The sequence below is a fragment of the Streptomyces sp. NPDC007088 genome (genome assembly GCF_042869355.1).
GTDB lineage: Bacteria > Actinomycetota > Actinomycetes > Streptomycetales > Streptomycetaceae > Streptomyces.
The window spans coordinates 274057-297941 of sequence record NZ_JBIAFO010000007.1 but is presented as its reverse complement, the minus strand read 5'-3'; the positions used below and the strand labels follow the sequence as shown (position 1 = coordinate 297941).

Below are 23885 nucleotides of genomic sequence, written 5' to 3'. Positions count from 1 at the left end.
AGAAGTACTGTGACGAGAGGAAGTTGAGAGAACCGGACAGGATGTCGAGGGGTGGTACCGGCAGGCCGGTACTTCCCACGGAAGCCGGACCGCGAGAGAAATACGGGTACCCGAGGCAACTGAATGAGCCGAGATCCTCGCCCCACCCCCGGCGAGGCCCCGCAGGCGAACGGAGCGTCACGCCGGTGAACTGTGAACAGCCCACGGACCGGGCCGTGAGGGGCGGGCCCCAGGCGGCCGACGCCGCCCTCGCCGGTCCCGTCCTGACCGGGCCCGCCGCGGCCGCTCCCGGTGCGGTGCCCGCGGACCGCGGTGGCGGCCAGGCGGTCAAGGACCGTGCCCGCTCCCTCGACGAACTGCGGGCCCTGCTGGAGCCGCGCCGTCCCGACCTGACCTTCGACGCCTTCGCCGACTCGCATCTGTCGCTGTGGCTGCGGTACGCGCACACGCAGGTCGGCGAGGCGGACGCGGACCACGTGGTGCGTTCGGTCTGTGCCCGGCTGCGGGCCGGCTGGACCCATGTCCTCGGGCAGGACTCGGTGTCGCGGTACGCGTGGCGGGTGCTGAAGGCCGAGATCCACGGCTGGCTCGAACTGCACGAGCGGGAACCGGCGTTCGTGCACACCTCGGCCTTCCTGAGCGCCGTCGACGGGCTCGTGCGCGAGGAGTGGAAGGAGCCCTTCGAGGCCCTGGAGGACGCGCTCGGCCTGTACCGGGTGATCTCGCGGCTGCCGGAGCGCCAGTACGATCTGGTGGTCCTGCTGTACGTGCTGCGGACCCCGGTCGAGGACGTCGCCGACTACCTGGGCGCGGAGGCGGCGACGGTGCGCATCCAGGCCCGGCGGGCCCGGCGCCGTATCGCCTCGGACCTGGGCATGCCCGCGCGGGACGACCGGGACACCGGACCCGGACGTCCGCACGCGGAGGGCGGGGCGGGACGATGAGCGGGCTGCGGGGCCGCGCGCAGGTGGACGAACTGCTCGCGGGCGCCGAGGTGTTGCACGGCGCGTACCCGGTGGCCGAGGCCCGGCGCAGGCTGGGCCGCGCCCCCGTGCCGCCACCCCCGCCCGCCTCGGCCGTGCGCCCGGCCCCCGATGTGTTCCCCTCGGCGCACGAGCAGGCCGCGCACGATCTGGATCTCGCGGTGGCCCTGGTCGTGGACGCGCCCGGGGCGGCGCCGAGCCTGCGCCGGCTGCTGGACGAGGGCGGCGACCCGCACGGCGCCCTGGTCTTCGGGGCGTTGCTGCACCTGACGCGGGCGGGGGACGCGGCGGCCTACTGGTGGCGGCAGGCGGCGGAGGGCGGGAGCCGTACGGCCGCGTTCTGCCTGGCCCTGCTGCACCGTTCACGGGCCGAGTTCCGGGACGCCGAGCGGTGGCGCGAGCGCTCCCGGCGGATAGCGCCCCCGGCGGCCCCGGGGCCGCGCCGGACTCCGGCGACGGGCCGGGGGACGCCCCCCGGCCTGTCGGAGGAGGTGCGCAACCGGCTGCTCGCACAGTGCCGGGAGCGCCGCCACCCCTCACTGCCGGCCGCCCTGGAGAGCGTCGTCAACCGGCTGCCGACCGCCCCGGCCGAGGAGGAGGACGGTCCGGTGCCGCACCCGGACGCCTCCCTGCACCGCCTGCTCAGCCCTTCGGGCCCCTGAACGCGGGGCGCCCGTTCTCCCGGACGGAACCGGTCGGCGGCGAGGCCACGGCCGCCTATGCCACGCGGGGCGCCCGTTCCCGGGCGGAACCCTGGTGTGATCGGGGGCGGGCCGGCGAACGACCGGGGCGCGCGCTCCCGATTGCCTCCGCCGGGGAACGGGATTGACCGGCTCGACGCACCGCTCCCGGCGGGCCCGGTGGGCCCAGTCGGCGCGGTCGGCGCGGTCGGCGCGGTCGGCGCAGTCGGCCCGGGGTGGACCCGCCCCCGGTGGCCGGATCTCGCGTGGTGCGAACGGCCGTCGCTCGTGGCGGTCGCTCCCGGCCCCTTACACTCCGCGCATGGCAGGTAACCAGAACGGACCGGGGCGACGGCACGCCGTCGTCATCGGGGGCGGGATGGCGGGGATGCTGGCCGCCCGGGTGCTCAGCCGGTACGCGGACCGAGTGACCCTCGTGGAACGCGACCGCTGGCCAAACGTCCCGGCGCCCCGCCCCGGACTCCCGCAGTCCCGGCACGTCCACGTCCTCCTGCCCAGCGGCCGGCGGGCCCTTGAGGAGCTGCTGCCCGGCACGGTCGCGCTGCTGCGGGAGCGGGGCGCCCGCCTCGTCGGCATGCCGCGGGACATGGTGCAGTGGCAGTCGGGCCGCTGGTACCGGCGGTTCCCGGCCAGTACGCACCTGTTCGCCTGCACCGGCACGCTGCTGGACGCGACCGTGCGGGAACAGGTGGCCGCCGCGGGCGGTGTGGACGTGGTCGAAGGCACCCAGGTCGTCGGCCTCCTGGGCGACGCGCGCCGGGTCACCGGGGTACGGCTGCGGGCCCGGGGCGCGACGGACGCCCCCGTCCGCGAACTGGCCGCCGACCTCGTCGTGGACGCCTCCGGGCGGTCCTCCCCGGCCCCGGACTGGCTCGCCGAACTGGGCGCCGACCGCCCGCGCGAGGAGTCCATCGACACCGGACTCGCTTACGCGAGCCGCCTGTTCCGCCTCCCGGAGGGGCAGCCCGATCCCTCCTACGACTGCCTCTACGTGCTGCCGGACGCGCGGCAGCCGCTGACGGGCGTGGTGCTGCGCGTCGAGGACGGCCGCTGGTTCGCGAGCCTCGCCGGTCCACGCGGCAGCCGTCCCCCGACGGACGAGGAAGGGCTCCTCGACTTCGCCTCCCGCTACCCGCACCCGCATCTGCGGGACTGGATCAGCGCTGCGGTGCCCGACTCCCCCGTCTACGGGGCGCGGCGCACGGCGAACGTCCGCCGGCACTACGCCGAGGGCCGCACCCCGGCGGGTTTCCTCGCCATGGGAGACGCGCTGTGCACCTTCAACCCGATCTACGGTCAGGGCATGGCGGTCGCGGCGCTCGGCGCCCTCGCGCTGCGCGACGCGCTCGCCGACCCTTCCCGGGTACCGAGCACCCGCAGGGTCCAGCGCGCCCTCGCGGCGGTCGCGGGCCCGGCGTGGGACATCTCGGCGGGCGCCGACCGCGCCGTGCCCGGCGCCGAGCTCTCCAACACCCGGCAGGGCCCGCTGGACGCGCTCACCGGCCGCTATCTCGCGCGTATCCAGCAGCGCGTGCCCGGTGACCGCGTCCTCGGCGACGCCTACCGCAAGGTGCTCACGCTCCAGGCCCCGCCCTCGTACTTCTTCCGTCCGCGCGTGGCGGTCCGCGCCCTGCGGCCCGGCATCGGCCCGACCCCGGCCGAACCGCCTTTCGCGGGGCCGGAGTAGCAGGAGGAGCGCGAGGCAGGGCCCCCCGGTGTGCTCAGGACACGATGTCCTTGCGTGCGAACCCTCTTACCGCGAAGGCGAAAAGGACGAGCGCGTAGGCCACCGAGACCGCGGCGCCCTTGGCCATGCCGTCAAAGGACAGGTCCGGCTGGAGGGCGTCCACCCACGCGAACTGCCAGTGCGCGGGCAGGAACTCGCGCCAGTGCCCGAGGGCGGTGACCGCGTCGAGGACGTTGCCGATGATGGTCAGCCCGACCGCTCCGCCCACCGCCCCGAGCGCCGCGTCGGTCCGCGTGGACAGCCAGAACGCGAGGGCGGCGGTGACCAGTTGGGAGACGAAGAGGTAGGCGATGGCGATCCCGAGCCGCCCCACGGCGTCCGATCCGGTCAGCGCGCCCCCGGTCGGCAGCTCCAGGGGCCCCCAGCCGTACAGCAGCCCGCCGAGGACCAGGCCCACGAGCGGCAGCAGCAGGATCGCGGCGAGACTGAAGGCCAGCGCGACCACGAGTTTGCTCAGCAGCAGCCGGGCCCGGGGCACCGGGGCGGCGAGCAGGTAGCGCAGGGAGGACCAGCCGGCCTCCGAGGCGACCGTGTCCCCGCAGAACAGGGCGACCGGCACGACGAGCAGGAACCCGGCGGACACGAACAGGCACACGGCGGCGAAGTTCGCCCCGGACCGGGTCGCGGTGTCCATCAGGTTGACGCGCGGGGAGCCGCTCTCCCCGCCGCCGGGCGTGCCGCCCACCGCGAAGGCGACGGCCAGCACGAAGGGCAGCAGCAGGAGGACCGCCGCGACCACGTAGGTCCGCCGTCTGCGCACCTGCCGTCGCGCCTCGACGCGCAGCGGCAGCGTGTGCCGGGCCCGGTAGCCGGGGGCGGCGGGCGCGGGGGCGGGCGAGGCGCCGCCGCCGGGCGCCGCCCCTCCGGGCAGCTCGGTGACCTCACTCATGCCCGTGCTCCGATCAGATGCATGAAGGCGTCCTCCAGGCGCCGGTGCGGCCCCACCGAGGCCACCGGCACGTCGAGCCGTACGAGTTCGGGGACGAGGTCGGCGGCGTTCGTCCCGGCGAGCGCGAGGAGCAGTCCGCCCTCGGCGCGCGCCGCGGAGGCGAGGCCGGGGAGGGCCGCGACCTTCTCCGCCAGCGCGTCCGGGATCTCCCGGGCCAGGCCCACGAACAGGGTGTCCCCGGAGCCGGTGATCTCCTCGACGGGCCCGGCCTGCACCAGCCGGCCCCGGTCCATGACGACGAGGTGCGTGCAGGACTGCTCGACCTCGGACAGCAGGTGGCTGGAGACGATCACGGTGCGCCCGGCCGCCGCGTACCGGATCATGACCTCGCGCATCTCGCGGATCTGGGGCGGGTCGAGGCCGTTGGTCGGTTCGTCAAGGATCAGCAGGTCGGGCAGGCCGAGCATGGCCTGCGCGATGGCCAGGCGCTGCCGCATGCCCTGCGAGTAGGTGCGTACGGCGCGCTGGAGGGCGTCGCCGAGACCGGCGATCTCCAGGGCCTCCTCCAGGTGGGCGTCCTCGGCGGGGCGTCCGGTCGCCCGCCAGTACAGCTCCAGGTTCTCCCGGCCGCTGAGGTGCGGCAGGAACCCGGCGCCCTCCACGAAGGAGCCGACCCGTGACAGGACGGCGGAGCCGGGCCGCACGGCGTGCCCGAAGACGCGGATCTCGCCCTCGTCGGGCGTGATGAGGCCCATGAGCATGCGCAGCGTCGTCGTCTTGCCCGCGCCGTTCGGCCCGAGCAGGCCGAGCACCTGTCCGCGCCCGGCCTCGAAGGACAGCTCGCGCACCGCGTACCGGTCGGCGGAGCGCGCGTACCGCTTGCTCAGGCCGGTGATGCGCAGCGGCACCCCGGCGAGCGCCGGATCGGGCGCGGGCGCGGTGGTGCGGCGGCGTCCGAGCAGCAGGACGGCGAGGGCGATCACGGCTCCGGCCGCGGGCAGCGCCCACACCCAGGCGGGCAGCGCGGCCGTGTCGGTCTCGGTGTCCGGCAGGCTCGGCACGCTCAGCGCGCTCACCGGGGTGACCGCGTAGGTCGCGGGCGCGGCCGGGGAGGCGTAGCCGAGGTCGGTCGCGGACAGGACGAGGCGCAGGGTGTGGCCGCGCCGTACCTCGTGGTCGACGGCGGGCAGCGTGATGTTCACCGTCCGGCCCGCCTTGGCGTTCTCGACGCGCAGCGGGGTGACGAGCTGGGAGGGCAGCACCTGCTGCTTGCCGTCCGCGCTCACGTCGTAGAGCTTCGCGAAGAGCACGGCCTCGCCGGTGCCGGACTGTACGCGGGCACGTACCGTCGGGGTCCCGGTGATGCGCAGGTTCTCCTTCAGCGGCGCGGAGTTGAAGCGGGCGAACTGGCCGGGGAAGTCGAGGGCGAGGCCCTGTCCGGCCCGGTCGGCGAGTTCGGCGAGCGAACCGCCGAGGCCCGGTACGGCGGAGATGGCGGGCGGGGAACCGCCCGGCGGGTTGCTGAAGACCTCGCGGGCCGTGCCGAGCCTGATCCGCCGCTCGCGCAGTCCGGAGCCGGTCGCGGTCTCCCGCCCGGTCGCGGCCTCGCCCGGGGTGTCCTGGTCGCTCTCGCCGGTGCCCCGGGCCGGTACGCCGCCGGTCAGGCCCGGGTACTTCGCGCTGTCGACGCCGCTGAGCCGGGAGGCGCCGTCCGTCGCGTCGACGCCGCCGGTGCGGGAGATGCGGAAGGCGGGCCCGGTGTCGACCGAGGTGTCCTTCTTGAGGTAGCGGTCGAACCAGTGGGCGATGCGCTCCGAGACGCGCGGGACCTCCATGTCGCCGCCGTCGTGCCCGCCCGCGATCCAGTCGACGGCCACGGGGGCGCCGTTGGCCCTGATCCGCCGGGCCATCGCGTCGGCCTGCCCGAGGGGGAACAGCGAGTCGCTCTGGCCCTGCGCGATGAACGTGGGCACCTTGATGTTCTCGCCGACCGCGAGGGGGCTGCGTTCCCTGAGCAGCCTCAGGGCGGCGGCGTCCGGTTTCCCGGCGACCGCGACCCTGCGGTACATCGCGCACAGCTCGTCCTCGAAACGGCCGCAGCCGATGCCGACGGCGCTGGGGCGCGAGCCGATGTCGGCGGAGCCGGAGGTGAAGAAGATCCCGGCCCACAGCTTCTTGAACACGCCGTGGGGGAACAGCGCCTCGCGCAGGTCCCACCACGTGATCTGCGGGGCGATCGCGTCGACGCGCCGGTCGTGGCCGGCCGCGAGCAGCGAGACCGCGCCGCCGTAGGAGGCGCCGGTCACGCCGACCCGGGGATCGCCCTTGGCGTCGAGCTGGACCTCCGGTCGCTTCGCGAGCCAGTCGATCAGCCGCGAGACGTCGGCGACCTCGCCCTTCGGGTCGTCGAGGCCGATGCGGCCGGTGGACCGCCCGAAGCCGCGCGCCGACCAGATCAGCACCGCGTACCCCTCGCGGGCCAGCTTCTCGGCCTGCGGGCGCAGCTCGGCCTTGCTGCCGCCGAAGCCGTGCGCGAGCAGCACGGCGGGCCGCTTGCGGCCCGGGTCGCCCGCGGTGAAGTACGAGGTGTCGATCCGCACCCCGCCCGGCATGGTCCGGAACGCGTCGGCGCGGTGCACGCCGGAGTCGGCGGCGGCGGGCGCCACCGGCAGGAGCGTCCCGGCGAGGGTGAGGAGGGCGGCGAGCAGACAGGTCGTCAGGCGTGCGGCACGGCCCCGCTTCAGGGGCGCACCACCGGCCCGGGGCCCGTCCCGCCTGGGCGGTCTCAGATCCATGGCGCCCACGGTACGGGCCGCGAGGGACAGCCCCGCACGCCCTGTGGACAACTCCTCCCCGACCCGCACGCCGTACACCCGTACGAGTGCAGGGGGGACGGCGGTACGGCCCGCCTGCCCCCGCCGCCGGGCCGTATACCGGGGCCCGGCGTGCGAAGGCTCACACCGTGGGAGGGGGCGTTTCGGCGGGCGGGCGCCGCGGCTCAGTGGCCGCTGGGAAACCCGAGGTCCACGCCCGTGGGCGCGTCGGCCGGGTCGGGCCAGCGGGTGGTGACGACCTTGCCGCGCGTGTAGAAGTGCACGCCGTCGTTGCCGTAGACGTGGTGGTCGCCGAAGAGGGAGTCCTTCCAGCCGCCGAAGGAGTGGTAGCCGACCGGGACCGGGATCGGCACGTTGACGCCGACCATCCCGGCCTCGACCTCCAGCTGGAAGCGGCGGGCGGCGCCCCCGTCGCGGGTGAAGATCGCGGTGCCGTTGCCGTACGGGGAGGCGTTGATGATCGCGAGGCCCTCGTCGTAGGTCTCGGCGCGCAGCACGACGAGGACCGGGCCGAAGATCTCGTCGCGGTAGGCGTCGGAGTCGGTGGGCACCTTGTCGAGGAGGGACAGTCCGATCCAGTGCCCCTCTTCGTGGCCCTCGACGGTGAACCCGGTGCCGTCGAGGAGGACCTCGCTGCCCTGGGCGGCGGCCCCGGTGACGTAGGAGGCGACCTTGTCGCGGTGCGCCCTGGTGATGAGGGGGCCCATCTCGGAGGCCGGGTCGGTGCCGGGGCCGATGGTGACGCGTGCGGCGCGCTCCTTGATCTTCGCGACCAGCGCGTCGCCGCTCGCGCCGACCGCGACGACGGCGGAGATCGCCATGCAGCGCTCCCCGGCGGAGCCGTACGCGGCGGAGACGGCGGCGTCGGCGGCGGCGTCGAGGTCCGCGTCGGGCAGCACCAGCATGTGGTTCTTGGCGCCGCCGAGGGCCTGGACGCGTTTGCCGTGCCCGGTGGCGGTGCGGTGGATGTGACGGGCGACCGGGGTCGAGCCGACGAAGGAGACGGCGGCGACGTCCGGGTGCTCCAGGAGCCGGTCGACGGCGACCCTGTCCCCGTGCACGATGTTGAACACGCCGTCGGGCAGCCCGGCCTCGGCGAGGAGTCCGGCGAGCCGCACGGAGGCCGAGGGGTCCTTCTCCGAGGGCTTGAGCACGAAGGTGTTGCCGCAGGCCAGGGCCAGCGGGAACATCCACATCGGGACCATCGCGGGGAAGTTGAACGGCGTGATGCCGGCGACGACGCCGAGGGGCTGCCGGATCGAGGCGACGTCCACGCGGCCGGAGACCTCGGTGGACAGTTCGCCCTTGAGCTGTGTCGTGATCCCGCAGGCCAGGTCGACGATCTCCAGCCCGCGCGCGACCTCGCCGAGCGCGTCGGAGCGCACCTTGCCGTGTTCGGCGGTGATGAGCGCGGCGATCTCCTCGCGGTGCTCGTCGAGCAGGGCGCGGAAGCGGAACATGACGCTCGTGCGCTGCGCGAGCGAGGAGGTGCCCCAGGTCGCGTACGCGGACCTGGCGGCGGCGACGGCGGTGTCCACCTCGTCGGCCGAGGCGAAGTCGACGCGCGTGGTGACGGCCCCGGTGGCCGGGTCGGTCACCGGCCCGGAGCGGCCCGAGGTGCCCTCGACGGACTTGCCGCCGATCCAGTGGTGGACGGTCTTCATTGCGGTCACCTTTCTGACGAGCGGGGCCGGGGCGCCGCGCCCGTGCTACAGGTGGTGGCGGCGGCGGTCGGCGTCGTGCCGTTCGTACTCCTGCCGGGCCCGGACCGTCGACGGGAGGGTCGCGGTCTCGGCCACCGGCACATCCCACCACGCCTGGGCCGTGGGCACCCCGGACACTCTGTCTGCCGTTTCGGTCTCGACGTAGACACATGTGGGACGGTCCGCCTCGCGCGCCTCGGCGAGCGCCTCGCGGGTCTCCCGCACGGTCCGTACCCGCAGCACCCGCATGCCGAGGCTCTCGGCGTTCGCGGCGAGGTCCACGGGCAGCGGGGCGCCGGTGTAGGAGCCGTCGGTGCGCCGGTAGCGGTAGGCGGTGGCGAAGCCCTCGGCGCCGACCTGGCGGGAGAGGCCGCCGATCGAGGCGTAGCCGTGGTTCTGCAGCACGACGAGTTTGACCGGGATGTTCTCCTGGACGGCGGTGACCAGTTCGGTCGGCATCATGAGGTAGGTGCCGTCGCCGACGAGCGCCCACACGGGGGTGCCGGGGGCGGCGAGCGCGACGCCGAGGGCGGCGGGGATCTCGTAACCCATGCAGGAGTAGCCGTACTCGACGTGGTACTGGAGCGGGGACCTGGCCCGCCACAGTTTGTGCAGGTCGCCGGGGAGGGAGCCGGCCGCGTTGACGATGACGTCGGTGTCGTCGACGACGGACTGGAGGGCGCCGACGACATGCGCCTGGCTGGGGCGTACGAGGTCGGAGATGTCCCCGCTCTGCGGCTGGGTGTAGCCGTCGACGCGCTCCTCCCACAGCGCCTTGTCGAGGGTGTACTGCGCGATCTCGGCGGCGTCCACGCGGTAGTCGCCGAGCCGTTCGGTGAGCGCTTCGAGTCCGGCGCGGGCGTCGGCGACCAGCGGCAGGGCGCCCAGTTTGTGGCTGTCGAAGCCCGTGATGTTGAGGTTGACGAAGCGCACCCCGTCCCCGCCGGTGCGCGCGCCGCCCTCGAACAGGGTCCCGGAGGCGGTCGTGAAATCGGTGTAGCGGGTGCCGACGCCGATCACGAGGTCGGCGGCGCGCGCGAGTTCGTCGGCGGTCGCGGTGCCGGTGTGGCCGATGCCGCCGACGTCGGCGGGGTGGTCGTGGCGCAGGGCGCCCTTCCCGGCCTGGGTCGAGGCGACGGGGACGCCGGTGGCCTCGGCGAACGCGCGCAGCGCCTCCTCGGCCTGGCTGTAGCGCACCCCGCCGCCCGCGACGAGCAGGGGGCGGCGCGCGGCGCGGATCGCCTCGGCGGCGGCGTCGAGTTCGGCGGGTTCGGGCTGCGGCCTGCGCACGCGCCAGGTGCGCTCCGCGAAGAACTCCTCGGGCCAGTCGTACGCCTCGGCCTGGACGTCCTGCGGGAGGGCGAGGGTCACGGCGCCGGTCTCCGCGGGGTCGGCGAGCACCCGCATGGCCTGGAGCGCGGCGGGGATCAGCGCCTCGGGCCGGCTCACGCGGTCGAACCAGCGGGAGACGGGCCGCAGGCAGTCGTTGACGCTGATGTCCCCGGCCCCCGGGTGTTCGAGCTGCTGGAGGACGGGGTCGGCGGGGTGGCGGGCGAAGCCGTCGCCGGGCAGCAGCAGGACGGGCAGCCGGTTGACGGTGGCGAGCGCGGCGCCGGTGACGAGGTTGGTGGCGCCCGGTCCGATCGAGGTCGTGACGGCCATCGTGGACAGCCGCCTGCGGTGCCGCGCGAAGCCGGTCGCGGCGTGCACCATGGCCTGTTCGTTGCGGCCCTGGTGGAAGGGCAGGGGGTACGCGGCGGTTTCCGAGGCGGCGTACTGGACCAGGGCCTGGCCGAGGCCCGCGACGTTGCCGTGGCCGAAGATCCCCCACATGCCCTCGATGAGCCGCTGCCGGGTGCCGTCGCGTTCGGTGAACTGCCGGGAGAGGAAGACGACGAGGGCCTGGGCGACGGTGAGCCGCCGGGTGCCGGGGGGCTTCTCCTGGGGGGTGCCGGGCTCTTCGGGGGCGGGGCTGCTGCTCATGCCGGGGTCTCCGCTTCGGGTGCGGTGGTGAGCGGGAGTCTCGGGTCGAGGGGCTGTTCGCTCCAGGTGTCGCGGATCGCTGCGTGCCCGGGGTGGTCGCTGATCAGCCACTCGCGCGCGGCGCCGGGGCCCGCCATGACGTTGAGGTAGTACAGGTCGTGTCCGGGCGCGGCGACGGAGGGGCCGTGCCAGCCGTCGGGGATGAGCACGGTGTCGCCGTCGTGGATCTCCGTCAGCAGCGAGGTGCCGCCGGGCCGCGAGGGCGTGACCTGCTGGTAGGCGTGGCCGCCGGGCCCGGCGATCTCGAAGTAGTAGATCTCCTCCAGTTCGCTCTCGCGGCCCGGCTTGTCCTCGTCGTGCTTGTGCGGGGGGTAGGAGGACCAGTTGCCGCCGGGGGTGAGGACTTCGACGGCGATCAGCGAGTCGCAGTCGAAGACCCCGGCGGCGGCGAAGTTGTTGACCTGCCGGCTGCACGGTCCCGCGCCGCGCAGTTCGACGGGGACCTCCGGCGCGGGGCCGTAACGGGCGGGGAGTCGTCGCCCGCAGTTCGCTCCTGCCAAAGCGAAACGGCCTCCCGCGCCGGAGGAGATCTGGGCGTGTGCCGCACGCGGCAGATAGACGAAGTCGCTGACCCCGTCGAACACGCCGGTGCGGCCGCGCAGGGTGAACTTCTCCCCGTCCACGCGAACGGTACCCCCGCCGGTGAGCGGCAGGAGTACCCATTCGTACGCGCCGGTGGACAGTTCGTGGCGCCCGCCCGGCGGCAGGTCGAGGACGCGCAGCGCGGTGTGGCGCAGTCCGGTCCGCCCGGGGCCGAGGTCGAGGGCGTACCCGTCCCCGGCTTCGGTGCCCGCGCGCACGTGGGGGCCGAGGGTGTGTCCGTCCCCGGCGCCGGTCCCCGCGCGCGCGGGGGGGCTGACGGCTCGTCCGCCGTCGCTGTCGGTCGTCATCCGGGGCCTTTCTGCCGCCCGAGCACATCACGGGCCCCGAGGGGCCCCTGGGATGCCCCTACCCCGCCAAAGGCGGAGGCGAGCAGTCCGGCGGCGGTGTCGACCGCCCCGGCCACGTTCCCGTCCGCCGGGTAGAGCAGTGCGCGGCCCACGACGAGGCCGCGCACGGTCGGCAGCCGCAGCGCCCGCCGCCACCTGTCGTACGCGCGTTCCTGCTCCGCCGGGGTGGCCGCGCTCTCCCCGCCGAGGAGGACGGCGGGCAGCGCGGAGGTCTCCATGACGCGCTCCATGTCGGCCGGGTCCTCGGTGACGGGGACCTTGAGCCACGTGTAGGCGGAGGTCCCGGCGAGTCCGGAGGCGACGGCGATGGAGCGGGTGACGGCGCCCGCACCGAGGTCGTTGCGCAGCACTCCGCCCTCGCGCCGGCTGAGGAAGGGTTCGAGGAACACGGGCAGCCGGGCCCGCGCCATCTCGTCCACGGTGCGGGCCGCCGTGTGCAGGGTGCGCAGCGTCCCGGGGTCGGCGGGGTCGATGCGCAGCAGGATCTTCCCGGCGTCGTAGCGGGAGCGCACGAGGTCGGCGGGGCGGGGGCCGGTGAAGCGGTCGTCGGCCTCGAAGACGGAACCGGCGAGGCCGCCCCGGTTCATGGAGCCGATGACGACCTTGCCGTCGAGGGCGCCGAGCAGCAGCAGGTCGTCCAGCACGTCGGCGCTCCCGAGGACGCCGTCCACTCCGGGGTGGGCGAGGGCGAGGCACAGCCGGTCGAGGAGTTCGCGGCGGCTGGCCATCGCGAAGGGGTCGGGCCCGGCGCCGAGCACCCCGCGCGCGGGGTGGTCGGCGGCCACGACGAGCAGCCCGCGCCCCGGCAGGACGAGCGGGCGCCGCACCCGGCGCGCGGCGGCCTCGGCGACCGCCTCGGGGTGTTCGGCGCGCACGCGGGCCAGTCCGGCGAGGTCGACGCCGGTCACGGGCGCTCCCCCGCCGAGGCCGGCCGGTGCCTCACGGGCGGGTGCCTTCGAGGGCCGCGGCGACCTCGTGCGGGAAGGGCATCGCGGAGGAGCACTCCAGCCGGGAGGCGACGATGGCCCCGGCGGCGCCCGCGTACCGCACGGTCTCCTCCAGGGGCAGTCCGTCGAGCAGTCCGTGGCACAGCGCCCCGCCGAAGGCGTCCCCGGCGCCGAGCCCGTTGACGACCTCGACCTCGACGGCGGCGGCGTCGACCACGGTGCCGTCCCGGTGGACGGCGAGGACGCCCCCGGGGCCGCGTTTGACGACGGCGAGTTCGACTCCGGCGGCGAGCAGCGCCTCGGCGGCGGCGCGCGGTTCGCTCTCGCCGGTGGCGACCTCGCACTCCGTCAGATTGCCGACGGCGACGGTGGCGTGGGCGAGGGCGGCGGCGTAGTGCGGGCGGGCGCTCCCGGGCTCGGACCAGAACATGGGGCGCCAGTCGAGGTCGAAGACGGTCGCGGTGCGCCGCGCTCCGGGCGGCCCGGCCGAGCGGGCGGCGAGCGCTTCGAGGGTCGTGGCGCGGCTGGGTTCCTCGCTCAGGCCGGTCCCGGTCATCCAGAAGATCCGCGCGGACCGCAGCGCGTCGAGGTCGAGTTCCCCCGGGTGCAGCTCCAGGTCGGGGGCCTTGGGGCGGCGGTAGAAGTACAGCGGGAAGTCGTCGGGCGGGAAGAGTTCGCAGAAGGTGACGGGGGTGGGCAGCCCGGGGACGGGGGTGACCCAGCGGTCGTCGACGCCGAAGCGGCGCAACTGCTCGTGGACGTAGGCGCCGAACGGGTCGTCACCGGTGCGGCTGACGACGGCGGTGCGGCGGCCGAGGCGGGCGGCGGCGACGGCGACGTTGGTCGCGGAGCCGCCGAGGAACTTGCCGAAGGTCTCGACCCGGGCGAGCGGGACCCCGCTCTGGAGTGGGTAGAGGTCCACGCCGATGCGGCCCATGGTGATCAGCTCGTACGGCTCGGGCTCCATCCATGACCCCTTCGGTTCGCCCGGTCCCAGGTCTAGCCGTCACGGGTGCGGCGTGTCAACCTTTTGTCCTGACATACGGACCTGGACGACGCGGCGCGCCCGGCCCTGCCCGCCGCCACGCCGTGCCGGTATCCGCCCCGCCGGGCCCGTACGCGCCGTTCTTGACACCTTTTCGGCGCGCTGGGGAAGGTGGACCGCATGGCTGACACCGAGGTGCCCCCGCAGTCCCGTCTCCGGATCGGTTCCGCCCCCGACTCCTGGGGGGTGTGGTTTCCCGAGGACGAGCGCCAGGTGCCGTGGACCCGGTTCCTCGACGAGGTGGCCGTCGCCGGGTACGAGTGGATCGAGCTGGGCCCGTACGGCTATCTGCCGACCGATCCGGCCCTGTTGGCGCGGGAGACGGCGGCGCGCGGCCTGAAGGTGTCGGCGGGCACCGTCTTCACGGGGCTGCACCACGGTCCGGCCGTGTGGGAGTCGACGTGGGAGCACGTCGAGCGGATCGCCGCCCTGGCCCGGGACCTGAACGCCTCTCACCTCGTGGTGATCCCCTCCTTCTGGCGGGACGACAAGACGGGCCGGGTCCTGGAGGACCGGACGCTGACGGCGACGCAGTGGCACGACCTGGCGCGGCAGACGGAGCGCCTGGCGCACGAGGTGCGGGAGCGTTTCGGTCTGCGTGTCGTGGTGCATCCGCACGCGGACACGCACATCGACACGGAGGAGAACGTCGCGCGGTTCCTCGACGCGACCGAGCCCGACCTCGTCTCGCTGTGCCTGGACACGGGTCACTACGCCTACTGCGGCGGGGACAGCGTCAGGCTCGTCGAGACGTACGGGGAGCGGATCGGCTACCTGCATCTCAAGCAGGTCGACCCGGAGGTGCTGGCGGCGGTACGCGCGCAGGACCTGCCGTTCGGCCCGGCGGTGGGACGCGGGGTGATGTGCGAGCCGCCGCTCGGGGTGCCCGCGCTGGAGCCCGTACTGGAGGCGGTGCGGGCGCTGGACGTGGACCTGTTCGCGATCGTCGAGCAGGACATGTACCCCTGCCCGCCGGACCGCCCCCTGCCGGTGGCCGCGCGCACCCGGGCCTTCCTGCGATCCTGCGGCGCCTGACAACACGTAGCCCCGCCCGGGAGCGAACGGCCGCGCCACCCCGGGGGGCCGCGCTACCCACGGCTACCGGCTGGCGCCGTCCGGACCGGTGCGACGCCGGGAGCCGCCGGCGGACGCCGGCGAGGCCGGCCCCGGATCCGGGGCCGGCCGACGCGACTGCCCCGGACGGACGGGGGCGGGCCCCCGACACGAGGTCGCGACCCTGTGGAGTCAGAAGCGCCAGTTTTCGTCAATCTGACGTGATGCGGAGCTGAATTGGGCCTCGGTCAGTCGCCGCTCTGCGATGCTGGTGGCCGATCGAGAGGGGCCGCAGCGATGCAGTGGAAGATCCACGGGGAACGTCCGGTCTACGAGAACGCCTGGGTGAACCTGTGGCTCACCGACATCGAGACCCCGGACGGAAACCGCTGGGAGCACCACGTCGTCAGGCTTCGGCACCTGGCCGTGGCCGCCGTGGTCAACGAGCGGCATGAGGTTCTGATGATGTGGCGGCACCGCTTCATCACGGACGCCTGGGCGTGGGAGCTGCCCATGGGGCTGGTCGAGGAAGGCGAGAGCCCGGCGGAAGCAGCAGCTCGTGAGGTGCTTGAGGAGACGGGCTGGCGACCTGGCCCGATCAAGTCACTCATCTACGCCGAGCCGGCCAACGGCATCACCGACTCCCAGCACCACGTCTTCCGGGCCGATGGGGCGACGTACGAGGGCCCGCCGACCGAGAAGAACGAGTCGGACCGGATCGAGTGGATCCCGCTGGCCGACGTGCGGGGCATGATCGACCGTCGCGAGATCGTCAGCAGCGGCTCCCTCGTCGGGCTGCTCTACGTCCTCATGGACGAGGCGATCCACTGACCTGGGGTATGCGGGCCCGGAGGCTCACGCGAGCCAAAGCATTGGCCGTGGCCGGACCGAGGGCCTCGGTGAAGCAGCGCTTCGGCACCGGCTCAGGTCTGCCCGAGTCCGAGGTTCGGACCGGCGGCGAGGGCACGCGTACGCCCAAGCTCGGGCCACCGCACGGCCGCACCCTTCTTGCTGCCCTCTCCCTCTCGTCGTCTTCTCGCCCTCCCGGGTGTTCCGTCGGCCCCGGTCGGAGCGGATAATCAGTCCATACGCCCGCTCTGTCACGGTCGTACGACAAAAGAGCCGCTTGTGTCACATCCGTCCCAGGAGCATCCGGATTCGGCCACGACCCGCTCACGGTCGCGCCGGGCACGCGTCCCGGGCCACCCGTTCGGCCCAGGCTGGCTGCTCGTCACGCGCCCAGTCCCCCGGCGGCTCGACCCGGACCGCCACTGAGGCGTACGCAGGGAGGTGCCCGCATGACCGGCCCGGACCTCTGGTCGTACAACGAGATCGCCGCGCACATCCAGGTGCGCCCGGACACGGTGCGCTCCTACCGCAAACAGGGCGTGCTGCCCCCGCCGGACCGCACGATCGGCGGGCGGCCGTACTGGTACCCCGACACCATCCGCACGTGGGTGGCGAACCGGCCCGGCAACCGGCACCGCTCACGCTGACCGGCGCCTAGGGACGACCTAGGGGAGGACGACCCGGACCCCGCCCGGACCGCCCGGTGAGCCCATCGCGGCGAGTGCGGCGGGGGCCGCCTCCAGGGGGATCGTGTCGGTGACGAGCAGTCCGGGGCGCAGCCGGCCGGAGCGTACGAGGTCGAGCATCGGCGGGTAGGCGTGCGCGGCCATGCCGTGGCTGCCGAGGAGTTCGAGTTCCAGCGCGAGGGCACGTCCGAGGGGCACGGCCGGGTCCTCGGGCAGCAGGCCGACCTGCACGTGCCGGCCCCGGCGGCGCAGACCGCGCACCGAGGCGGCGCAGGTCGCGGCGGAGCCGAGCGCGTCGAGGGACACGTGGGCACCGCCGCCGGTCGCCTCGCGGACGGCCTCGGCCGGGTCGCCCGCGCGCGCGTCGACGCACACGTCGGCCCCGCAGGCGGCGGCGAGGCGCAGCGCCTCCTCGCGCACGTCGACGGCGACGACCCGGGCGCCGGCCGCTACGGCGATCATCACGGCGGACAGCCCGAGGCCGCCGCAGCCGTGCACGGCGACCCACTCGCCGGGCGCGGCCCTGCCGCGCGCGAGCACCGCCCGGTAGGCGGTCGCGAAACGGCAGCCGAGCGAGGCCGCCGCCGCGCAGGACAGGTCCTCGGGGACGGCGACGAGGTTGACGTCGGCGTGGTCGAGGGCGACGTACTCGGCGAAGGAGCCCCAGTGCGTGAACCCGGGCTGGGTCTGCCGTTCGCACACCTCCTGCCGTCCGGCGACGCAGGACGGACAGGTGCCGCACGCGCACACGAAGGGCACGGTGACCCGGTCGCCCGCCCGCCAGCGCCGCACGCCGGGCCCTACGGCCGCCACGACTCCGGCGAGTTCGTGCCCGGGGACGTGCGGCAGCCGGATGTCCGGGTCGTGGCCCTGCCAGCCGTGCCAGTCGCTGCGGCACAGCCCGCTGGCCTCGACACGCACCACGGCGCCGTGCGGGGCGGGCGCGGGATCGGGGACCGTCCGCACCCGCGCCGGCTCCCCGAACCGCTCGAACACGACTGCCCGCATGACTCCTCCACCCGTCCCGGTCCCGTCCGTCCGCGCGTGGGCGGCGGGGCTTCTGGGACGCGACGGTAACCCGTACGGCGCGGCGTGGACCGAGGGGGCCGGGCCGGACGCCCGGACCGCCCTAAGATCCGGGCACACGCCCCTCCTCAAACGAAACGTCCTCGGATACCTGGAACACCCCGTACCACCCGTAACACCCGGAACACCCGGAACACCCGGGTACGCCTCCGCCCTCCCCGGACCACCCCCGGAGACCGCTCGTGACCCAGCCCCCGGCCCCCGCGCCCACCCCTCCCCCGCAGCCGGTCCCGTACGCGGACGGGATGGCCGTCCGGCCGGGTCTGTGGCGGCACTGCCTGTGGATCGGGGCGCTGCTGTGGGCGCTGACGGCGGCGGTGACCTGGGCGACGCGGAACACGACGCTGCTGCCGACGCTGATCCTGCTGGGCAGCTTCCTCGTCCCGGTGACCTTCGCGCTGTGGGCCTACGAGCGCCACGGGGCGGGCCTGGGCGTGCACGCGCTGCTGAGCTGCTTCGTGTCGGGCGGGGTGCTCGGGGTACTGGGGGCCTCGCTCGCCGAGTACTTCCTGCTGCACCCCTCGGTCGGCGCGTACGCCGGGGTGGGGCTCATCGAGGAGGCGGTGAAGCTGCTCGTCCTGATGTGGCTCGTACGGCACGCGAAGTGGCTGTACGGCCCGCGCGCGGGGGCGGTACTGGGCGGGGCGGTCGGTTTCGGCTTCGCGGCCTTCGAGAGTTCCGGGTACGCCTTCAACGCGGCGCTCTCGCTGAACGGCCTCGACCTGCGCTCCCTGCTCCAGACCGAGATCCTGCGCGGGGTGCTCACTCCGTTCGGCCACGGGCTGTGGACGGCGCTCGCGGGCGCGGTGCTGCTCGCGCACCGCGGGCCGGACGGGCGCTATCGTCCGGGCTGGGGCCTGCTCCTCGCCTACCTCGGGGTCTCGGCGCTGCACGCGCTGTGGGACTCGACGCACGGGATCGCGCTGTGGCTGGTGTCGGTGGTGACCGGCCGGGCGGTGACCCTGTCGACCCCGACCCCGGACTTCCTGAGCGGGGCGGACGCGGAGCAGCGGCGGCTGTACCTGGCGTTCTCTGCGGGCGGGCTGGTCCTCATCACGCTGATCGCCGCGGCGTGGGGCCGGGCGATGGCGCGCCGCGACCCGACCTGGAACGCCGGGGCGACGAGCGGCCCACAGGACCACGCCGCGGCGTCCAGCCGCTGGATCGATACCCCCTAGGGGTATAGTGTGGTGAGTGTCGGGAAATCCCGGGTACCCCTCGGGTCACTCCCGGCACGCTACGCCGTTGCCACGCGGGGCCCGCGCCCCGCTCCCGCCCGACGAGGAGACACACCATGACCGCGCAGTCCGCCACCGACGCCACCGCCTCCGTCACCACCGTCTACCGGGTCACCGGGATGTCCTGCGGCCACTGCGAGGGCGCGGTCACCGCGGAGCTGAAGGAGCTGGCCGGCGTCACCGGGGTGCGCGCCTCGGCCGCGCGCGGCGAGGTCGCGGTGGACTCGGCCGCCCCGCTGGACGAGGCCGCCGTGCGCGCCGCCGTGGACGAGGCCGGTTACGAGCTGGCCGGCACGGTCTGACCGGGACTCCGGACGGGCGGCCCGCTCCGGGCCGTCCGCCCGCTCCGGCATACCCCTGCCCCGTACCCCTATGAACCGACCGTCAGCTATGAACCGACCGTCAGCAGACGCCCCCCAGTGGAAGGCAGCCCCATGAGCACGCCGCTCCAGGACTCCGAGCAGCCGGACATAGCGCCGCCGGGAGGGCCGGGCGCCCCCGCGGCCGAGGTGGAACTCGCCGTCGGGGGGATGACCTGCGCCGCGTGCGCGGCGCGCGTCGAGAAGAAGCTCAACCGGATGGAGGGCGTCGTCGCCTCGGTCAACTACGCGACCGAGAAGGCGAAGGTCTCCTACCGCGGCGGAGTCGCCGTGGACGACCTCGTCGCGACCGTCGTGAAGACCGGCTACACCGCCGAGCCGGTCCGGCGCCCCGAGCCCGAGCCCGCCCCGGAGCCGGATCAGGAGCGGGGGGCGGCGCGGCCGGCCGCGGGACCCGCCACCGATGCGCCCCCGGGCGCCGGCGCGCCCGCCTCCCCGGCGCGGGCGCGGCTCGCGGCCCTGCGGCAGCGGCTCACGGTCTCGGCGGTCCTGTCCCTCCCGGTGGTCCTGCTCGCCATGGTCCCGCCACTCCAGTTCGACAGCTGGCAGTGGCTGTCACTGACCCTCGCGGCACCCGTCGTCGTATGGGGCGGGCTGCCCTTCCACCGGGCCGCGTGGACCAACGCCCGGCACGGCGCCGCCACGATGGACACCCTGGTCTCGGTCGGTACCCTCGCCGCCTTCGGCTGGTCGCTGTGGGCCCTGTTCCTCGGCCACGCGGGGATGCCGGGGATGCGGCACGGCTTCGACTTCACGGCGAGCCCCTCGGACGGCGCCTCGACGATCTACCTGGAGGTCGCGGCCGGGGTCGTGACCTTCATCCTGCTCGGCCGCTACCTGGAGGCCCGCTCCAAGCGCAGCGCGGGGGCGGCGCTGCGGGCGCTCCTGGAGATGGGCGCCAAGGACGTCGGCGTCCTGCGGGAGGGCCGCGAGGTGCGGGTCCCGGTCGGGGCGCTGCGCACCGGCGACCGTTTCCTCGTACGGCCCGGCGAGAAGATCGCCACCGACGGCACCGTGGAGGAGGGCGAGTCGGCGGTCGACGCCTCGATGCTCACCGGGGAGTCGGTGCCGGTCGACGTGGCCCCGGGCTCCGCGGTCACCGGGGCGACCGTCAACACCTCGGGCCGCCTCGTGGTGCGCGCGACCCGGGTCGGCTCCGACACGCAGCTCTCCCGCATGGCCCGCCTGGTCGAGGACGCGCAGAACGGCAAGGCGCGGGTGCAGCGGCTCGCCGACCGGGTCGCCGGGGTCTTCGTCCCGGTCGTCTTCCTGATCGCCCTCGGCACGCTCGTCGGCCGGCTGCTCGCGACGGACGACGTGACGGGTGCGTTCGCCGCCGCCGTCGCGGTCCTGATCATCGCCTGCCCGTGCGCCCTGGGCCTCGCGACGCCGACGGCCCTCATGGTCGGTACGGGGCGCGGCGCGCAGCTCGGCATCCTGATCAAGGGCCCCGAGGTCCTGGAGTCGACGCGGGCGGTGGACACCGTCGTCCTCGACAAGACGGGCACCGTGACGACCGGGCGGATGCGGCTGCGGGCGGCGCTGCCCGCCCCCGGCGTGGACGAGGACGAGCTGCTGCGCCTCGCGGGCGCCCTGGAGCACGCCTCGGAGCATCCGGTGGCGCGCGCTCTCGCGGAGGGCGCCGAGCGGCGGGTGGGCGCGCTGCCGCCCGTGGCGGGGTTCGAGAACCTGGCCGGGCGCGGGGTGCGCGGCACGGTCGAGGGGCACCGTGTGCGGGTCGGCCGGGACCGTCTGATGGCGGACCTGGACCTCCCGGCGGCGGTGGCCGAGGCGAAGGCGCGGGCGGAGGCTCAGGGCGCCACGGCGGTCCTCGTGGCCTGGGCGGCCCCGGACGAGGAGAAGGAGACGGTACGCGGGCTCCTGACGGTCGCGGACGCGGTGAAGGAGACGAGCGCGGAGGCCGTGACGCGGCTGCGCGCCCTCGGCCTGCACCCGGTCCTGCTGACCGGTGACAACAGGGCGGTCGCCGAGGCGGTGGCCCGGGAGGTCGGCATCGAGGAGGTCGTCGCCGACGTCCTGCCCGAGGACAAGGTGGAGGTCGTGCGCCGGCTGCGGTCCGAGGGCCGGACGGTGGCGATGGTGGGCGACGGCGTCAACGACGCGGCGGCGCTCGCCACCGCCGATCTGGGCCTGGCGATGGGCACGGGTACGGACGCGGCGATCGAGGCCGGTGACCTGACGCTGGTCCGGGGCGACCTGCGGGTCGCGGCCGACGCGATCCGGCTGTCCCGCCGGACCCTCGGAACGATCAAGGGCAATCTGTTCTGGGCCTTCGGCTACAACGTCGCGGCGATCCCGCTCGCGGCGGCCGGTCTGCTCAATCCCATGATCGCCGGGGCGGCCATGGCCTTCTCCTCGGTCTTCGTAGTGACCAACAGTCTTCGCCTCAGGACCTTCACATAGCCCCCGCAACCCCCTTACGCTAAGGCCCGGATCTCAAGGTCCGGGTCTTCGCGTGGTTCAGGTCGCGCGCCCGGAAGGGAGAGAGACGCAGATCACACAGATCCGTAGGTAACCATGAGCCCTGCTCGTGGGTCTAACGGCATGCCGGGCAACGTCTTGGGGGGCGTTCTCCGGCAGCCGAGGACGTCTTGGGGGACGTTCTCGACAGCGACAGCCGGGGCGACGTGCCGCCGGGGAGCTTGAGCGGCCCTCCCGCGCGTACGCGTCCCGGCGGACCGCGCACCACAGACGCCCGGCCGGATCCCGTGGGGGGAATCCGATCCCGGGGCACAGGGAAGGCGCCCTGACCATTGGCCCGTGGGGGGACCAGTGGCGGGGCGCCTTTCGCTTGTCGCGCGGGCCCGGAGGCGTGTCCGCCCTCCGGGCCGGCCCGCGTGTCCTCAATCGCCGGACGGGCTCTGTGGGTGACCGGGTACGGGACCTCTTGCCCCTCCGGCCTTCGCGTCCTCAATCGCCGGACGGGCTTGATGGGTGTCCGCACGAGTGGGTTCTCGGCCCTCCGGGCCTCGCGTCCTCAATCGCCGGACGGGCTCCATGGGTGACCGCGCGGCCCTGTCGAGCCCGTCCGGCGATTGAGGACAAGGCCGAAGGCCGTTCATCGAGCCCGTCCGGCGCTTGAGGACAAGGCCGAAGGCCGTTCATCGAGCCCGTCCGGCGCTTGAGGACAAGGCCGAAGGCCGTTCATCGAGCCCGTCCGGCGTCTGAGGACGAGACCGAAGGCCATATACCGAAGGCCGTATATCGAGCCCGTCCGGCGCTTGAGGACGAGAGGCCCGGAGGGCCGATCGCCCCCGGACAACGCAACGGCGCCGCTCCCCCCGCCACGGGGAGAAACGACGCCGCCTCATTACCGCGGGGGAACCCCGCTCAGCGCTGCTCGACCGGCACGAAGTCGCGCTCGACGACACCCGTGTAGATCTGCCGCGGGCGCCCGATGCGCGACCCCGGCTCCTTGATCATCTCGTGCCACTGCGCGATCCAGCCCGGCAGGCGGCCCAGCGCGAACAGCACGGTGAACATCTCGGTGGGGAAGCCCATCGCCCGGTAGATCAGACCGGTGTAGAAGTCCACGTTCGGGTAGAGCTTGCGCTCGACGAAGTAGTCGTCGGCCAGCGCGTGCTCCTCCAGCTTGAGCGCGATGTCCAGCAGCTCGTCGGACTTGCCGAGCGCGGAGAGCACGTCGTGCGCCGCGGACTTGATGATCTTCGCCCGGGGGTCGAAGTTCTTGTAGACACGGTGTCCGAAGCCCATGAGCTTCACACCGTCTTCCTTGTTCTTCACCTTGCGGATGAAGGTGTCGACGTCGCCGCCGGACTCCTTGATGCCTTCCAGCATCTCCAGCACCGACTGGTTGGCGCCGCCGTGCAGCGGGCCCCACAGCGCGTTGATGCCGGCGGAGATCGAGGCGAACATGTTCGCCTGCGAGGAGCCGACCAGGCGCACCGTGGAGGTCGAACAGTTCTGCTCGTGGTCCGCGTGCAGGATGAGCAGCTTGTCGAGCGCCGAGACGACGACCGGGTCGAGCTCGTACTCCTGGGCCGGCACGGAGAACGTCATGCGCAGGAAGTTCTCGACGTAGCCGAGGTCGTTGCGCGGGTAGACGAACGGGTGGCCCACGGACTTCTTGTACGCGTAGGCGGCGATCGTCGGAAGCTTGGCCAGGAGCCGGATCGTCGACAGGTTGCGCTGCTGCTCGTCGAACGGGTTGTGGCTGTCCTGGTAGAACGTCGACAGCGCGCTGACCACGGAGGACAGCATGGCCATCGGATGGGCGTCGCGCGGGAAGCCGTCGAAGAACCGCTTGACGTCCTCGTGCAGCAGGGTGTGCTGCGTGATGTCGTTCTTGAAGGCCGACAACTCGTCGACCTGCGGAAGCTCACCGTTGATGAGCAGGTACGCCACCTCGAGGAAGCTGCTGTGCTCGGCAAGCTGCTCGATGGGGTAGCCGCGATACCGGAGGATGCCCTCCTCACCGTCCAGATAGGTGATCGCGGACTTGTACGCGGCGGTGTTGCCGTATCCGCTGTCCAGGGTCACCAGACCGGTCTGGGCGCGGAGCTTCCCGATGTCGAAGCCCTTGTCGCCGACGGTGCTGTTGACCACCGGGTAGGTGTACTCGCCGTCGCCGTACCGCAGTACTACCGCGTCGTTGTCGCGTTTCTCGCTCACGTCATCCCTCACCGACGTAGTGCCTCTTCTTCGAGGTGCCCTGACTGTCTCTACCTTCCCCCATTTGGCCGAGGAAAGTGCACTCGGGGCCGACCATT

General features: G+C 74.0%; 18 protein-coding genes. 9 read left to right on the top strand and 9 right to left on the bottom strand.

From position 1 onward, the window contains the following. Window positions 1–185 precede the first annotated feature (185 nt). The 3 genes from ACFYMP_RS14235 to ACFYMP_RS14225 all read left to right on the top strand — a co-directional run bounded on the left by ACFYMP_RS14235 (window position 186) and on the right by ACFYMP_RS14225 (window position 3371). The gene (locus tag ACFYMP_RS14235; protein ID WP_388855849.1) at window positions 186–944 is read left to right on the top strand and encodes a sigma-70 family RNA polymerase sigma factor; all 759 of its coding nucleotides are present in this window, start codon (window positions 186–188) and stop codon (window positions 942–944) included. Further along, window positions 941–1645 carry a hypothetical protein gene (locus tag ACFYMP_RS14230; protein WP_388855846.1) on the top strand — a complete coding sequence of 235 codons (705 nt, stop codon included), beginning with the start codon at window positions 941–943 and terminating at the stop codon, window positions 1643–1645. The genes ACFYMP_RS14235 and ACFYMP_RS14230 overlap by 4 nt, the downstream gene beginning before the upstream one ends. Before the next feature lie 340 nt (window positions 1646–1985). After that, window positions 1986–3371 (top strand): FAD-dependent oxidoreductase, encoded by a 1386-nt coding sequence (locus ACFYMP_RS14225; RefSeq protein ID WP_388855843.1) that lies wholly within the window; start codon window positions 1986–1988, stop codon window positions 3369–3371. 34 nt (window positions 3372–3405) lie between these two features. On the opposite strand, the gene ACFYMP_RS14220 is transcribed toward ACFYMP_RS14225, so the two are convergent. From ACFYMP_RS14220 to iolC, 7 genes are all read right to left on the bottom strand, one after another. Beyond that, the gene (locus ACFYMP_RS14220; protein ID WP_388855840.1) at window positions 3406–4320 is read right to left on the bottom strand and encodes an ABC transporter permease; all 915 of its coding nucleotides are present in this window, start codon (window positions 4318–4320) and stop codon (window positions 3406–3408) included. Continuing rightward, the gene (locus ACFYMP_RS14215; RefSeq protein WP_388855837.1) at window positions 4317–7115 is read right to left on the bottom strand and encodes an alpha/beta fold hydrolase; all 2799 of its coding nucleotides are present in this window, start codon (window positions 7113–7115) and stop codon (window positions 4317–4319) included. The genes ACFYMP_RS14220 and ACFYMP_RS14215 overlap by 4 nt, the downstream gene beginning before the upstream one ends. Before the next feature lie 203 nt (window positions 7116–7318). Further along, window positions 7319–8818: a CoA-acylating methylmalonate-semialdehyde dehydrogenase gene (locus ACFYMP_RS14210; RefSeq protein WP_388855834.1), complete on the bottom strand. Its 1500-nt coding sequence runs from the start codon at window positions 8816–8818 to the stop codon at window positions 7319–7321. A gap of 45 nt (window positions 8819–8863) precedes the next feature. Continuing rightward, window positions 8864–10840, bottom strand: coding sequence for a 3D-(3,5/4)-trihydroxycyclohexane-1,2-dione acylhydrolase (decyclizing) (gene iolD, locus ACFYMP_RS14205; RefSeq protein WP_388855831.1), 1977 nt, complete (start codon window positions 10838–10840; stop codon window positions 8864–8866). Further along, the gene (iolB, locus tag ACFYMP_RS14200) at window positions 10837–11790 is read right to left on the bottom strand and encodes a 5-deoxy-glucuronate isomerase (RefSeq protein ID WP_388855828.1); all 954 of its coding nucleotides are present in this window, start codon (window positions 11788–11790) and stop codon (window positions 10837–10839) included. Before iolB ends, iolD begins: the two co-directional genes overlap by 4 nt. Next, window positions 11787–12758 (bottom strand): deoxyribose-phosphate aldolase, encoded by a 972-nt coding sequence (locus ACFYMP_RS14195; protein WP_388855825.1) that lies wholly within the window; start codon window positions 12756–12758, stop codon window positions 11787–11789. The genes iolB and ACFYMP_RS14195 overlap by 4 nt, the downstream gene beginning before the upstream one ends. A 31-nt stretch (window positions 12759–12789) precedes the next feature. Beyond that, window positions 12790–13764: a 5-dehydro-2-deoxygluconokinase gene (gene iolC, locus ACFYMP_RS14190; RefSeq protein ID WP_388855822.1), complete on the bottom strand. Its 975-nt coding sequence runs from the start codon at window positions 13762–13764 to the stop codon at window positions 12790–12792. 198 nt (window positions 13765–13962) lie between these two features. Between iolC and ACFYMP_RS14185 the strand changes: the two genes are divergently transcribed. The 3 genes from ACFYMP_RS14185 (at window position 13963) to ACFYMP_RS14175 (ending at window position 16391) form a co-directional block, all read left to right on the top strand. Continuing rightward, on the top strand, window positions 13963–14877 hold the full coding sequence (locus ACFYMP_RS14185) for a sugar phosphate isomerase/epimerase family protein (protein WP_388855819.1): 915 nt from the start codon (window positions 13963–13965) through the stop codon (window positions 14875–14877). A gap of 315 nt (window positions 14878–15192) precedes the next feature. After that, window positions 15193–15726: an NUDIX hydrolase gene (locus ACFYMP_RS14180; protein WP_388855816.1), complete on the top strand. Its 534-nt coding sequence runs from the start codon at window positions 15193–15195 to the stop codon at window positions 15724–15726. A gap of 467 nt (window positions 15727–16193) precedes the next feature. Then, window positions 16194–16391, top strand: a complete 198-nt coding sequence (locus ACFYMP_RS14175) for a MerR family transcriptional regulator (RefSeq protein ID WP_388855813.1) — start codon at window positions 16194–16196, stop codon at window positions 16389–16391. An 18-nt stretch (window positions 16392–16409) separates the two neighbouring features. Here the strand turns inward: ACFYMP_RS14175 and ACFYMP_RS14170 are convergent, their stop codons facing one another. Beyond that, on the bottom strand, window positions 16410–17438 hold the full coding sequence (locus ACFYMP_RS14170; RefSeq protein ID WP_388855811.1) for a zinc-binding dehydrogenase: 1029 nt from the start codon (window positions 17436–17438) through the stop codon (window positions 16410–16412). Window positions 17439–17761: 323 nt separating this feature from the next. On the opposite strand from ACFYMP_RS14170, the gene ACFYMP_RS14165 reads away from it, so the two are divergent. The 3 genes from ACFYMP_RS14165 (at window position 17762) to ACFYMP_RS14155 (ending at window position 21558) form a co-directional block, all read left to right on the top strand. Further along, window positions 17762–18694 carry a PrsW family intramembrane metalloprotease gene (locus ACFYMP_RS14165; protein ID WP_388856071.1) on the top strand — a complete coding sequence of 311 codons (933 nt, stop codon included), beginning with the start codon at window positions 17762–17764 and terminating at the stop codon, window positions 18692–18694. A 116-nt stretch (window positions 18695–18810) separates the two neighbouring features. Further along, entirely contained in the window at window positions 18811–19056 is a 246-nt protein-coding gene (locus ACFYMP_RS14160) for a heavy-metal-associated domain-containing protein (protein ID WP_388855808.1), read from the top strand. 132 nt (window positions 19057–19188) lie between these two features. Then, window positions 19189–21558 carry a heavy metal translocating P-type ATPase gene (locus ACFYMP_RS14155; protein WP_388855805.1) on the top strand — a complete coding sequence of 790 codons (2370 nt, stop codon included), beginning with the start codon at window positions 19189–19191 and terminating at the stop codon, window positions 21556–21558. A gap of 927 nt (window positions 21559–22485) precedes the next feature. On the opposite strand, the gene ACFYMP_RS14150 is transcribed toward ACFYMP_RS14155, so the two are convergent. Continuing rightward, window positions 22486–23799: a citrate synthase gene (locus ACFYMP_RS14150; RefSeq protein ID WP_388855801.1), complete on the bottom strand. Its 1314-nt coding sequence runs from the start codon at window positions 23797–23799 to the stop codon at window positions 22486–22488. Window positions 23800–23885: the final 86 nt, after the last annotated feature.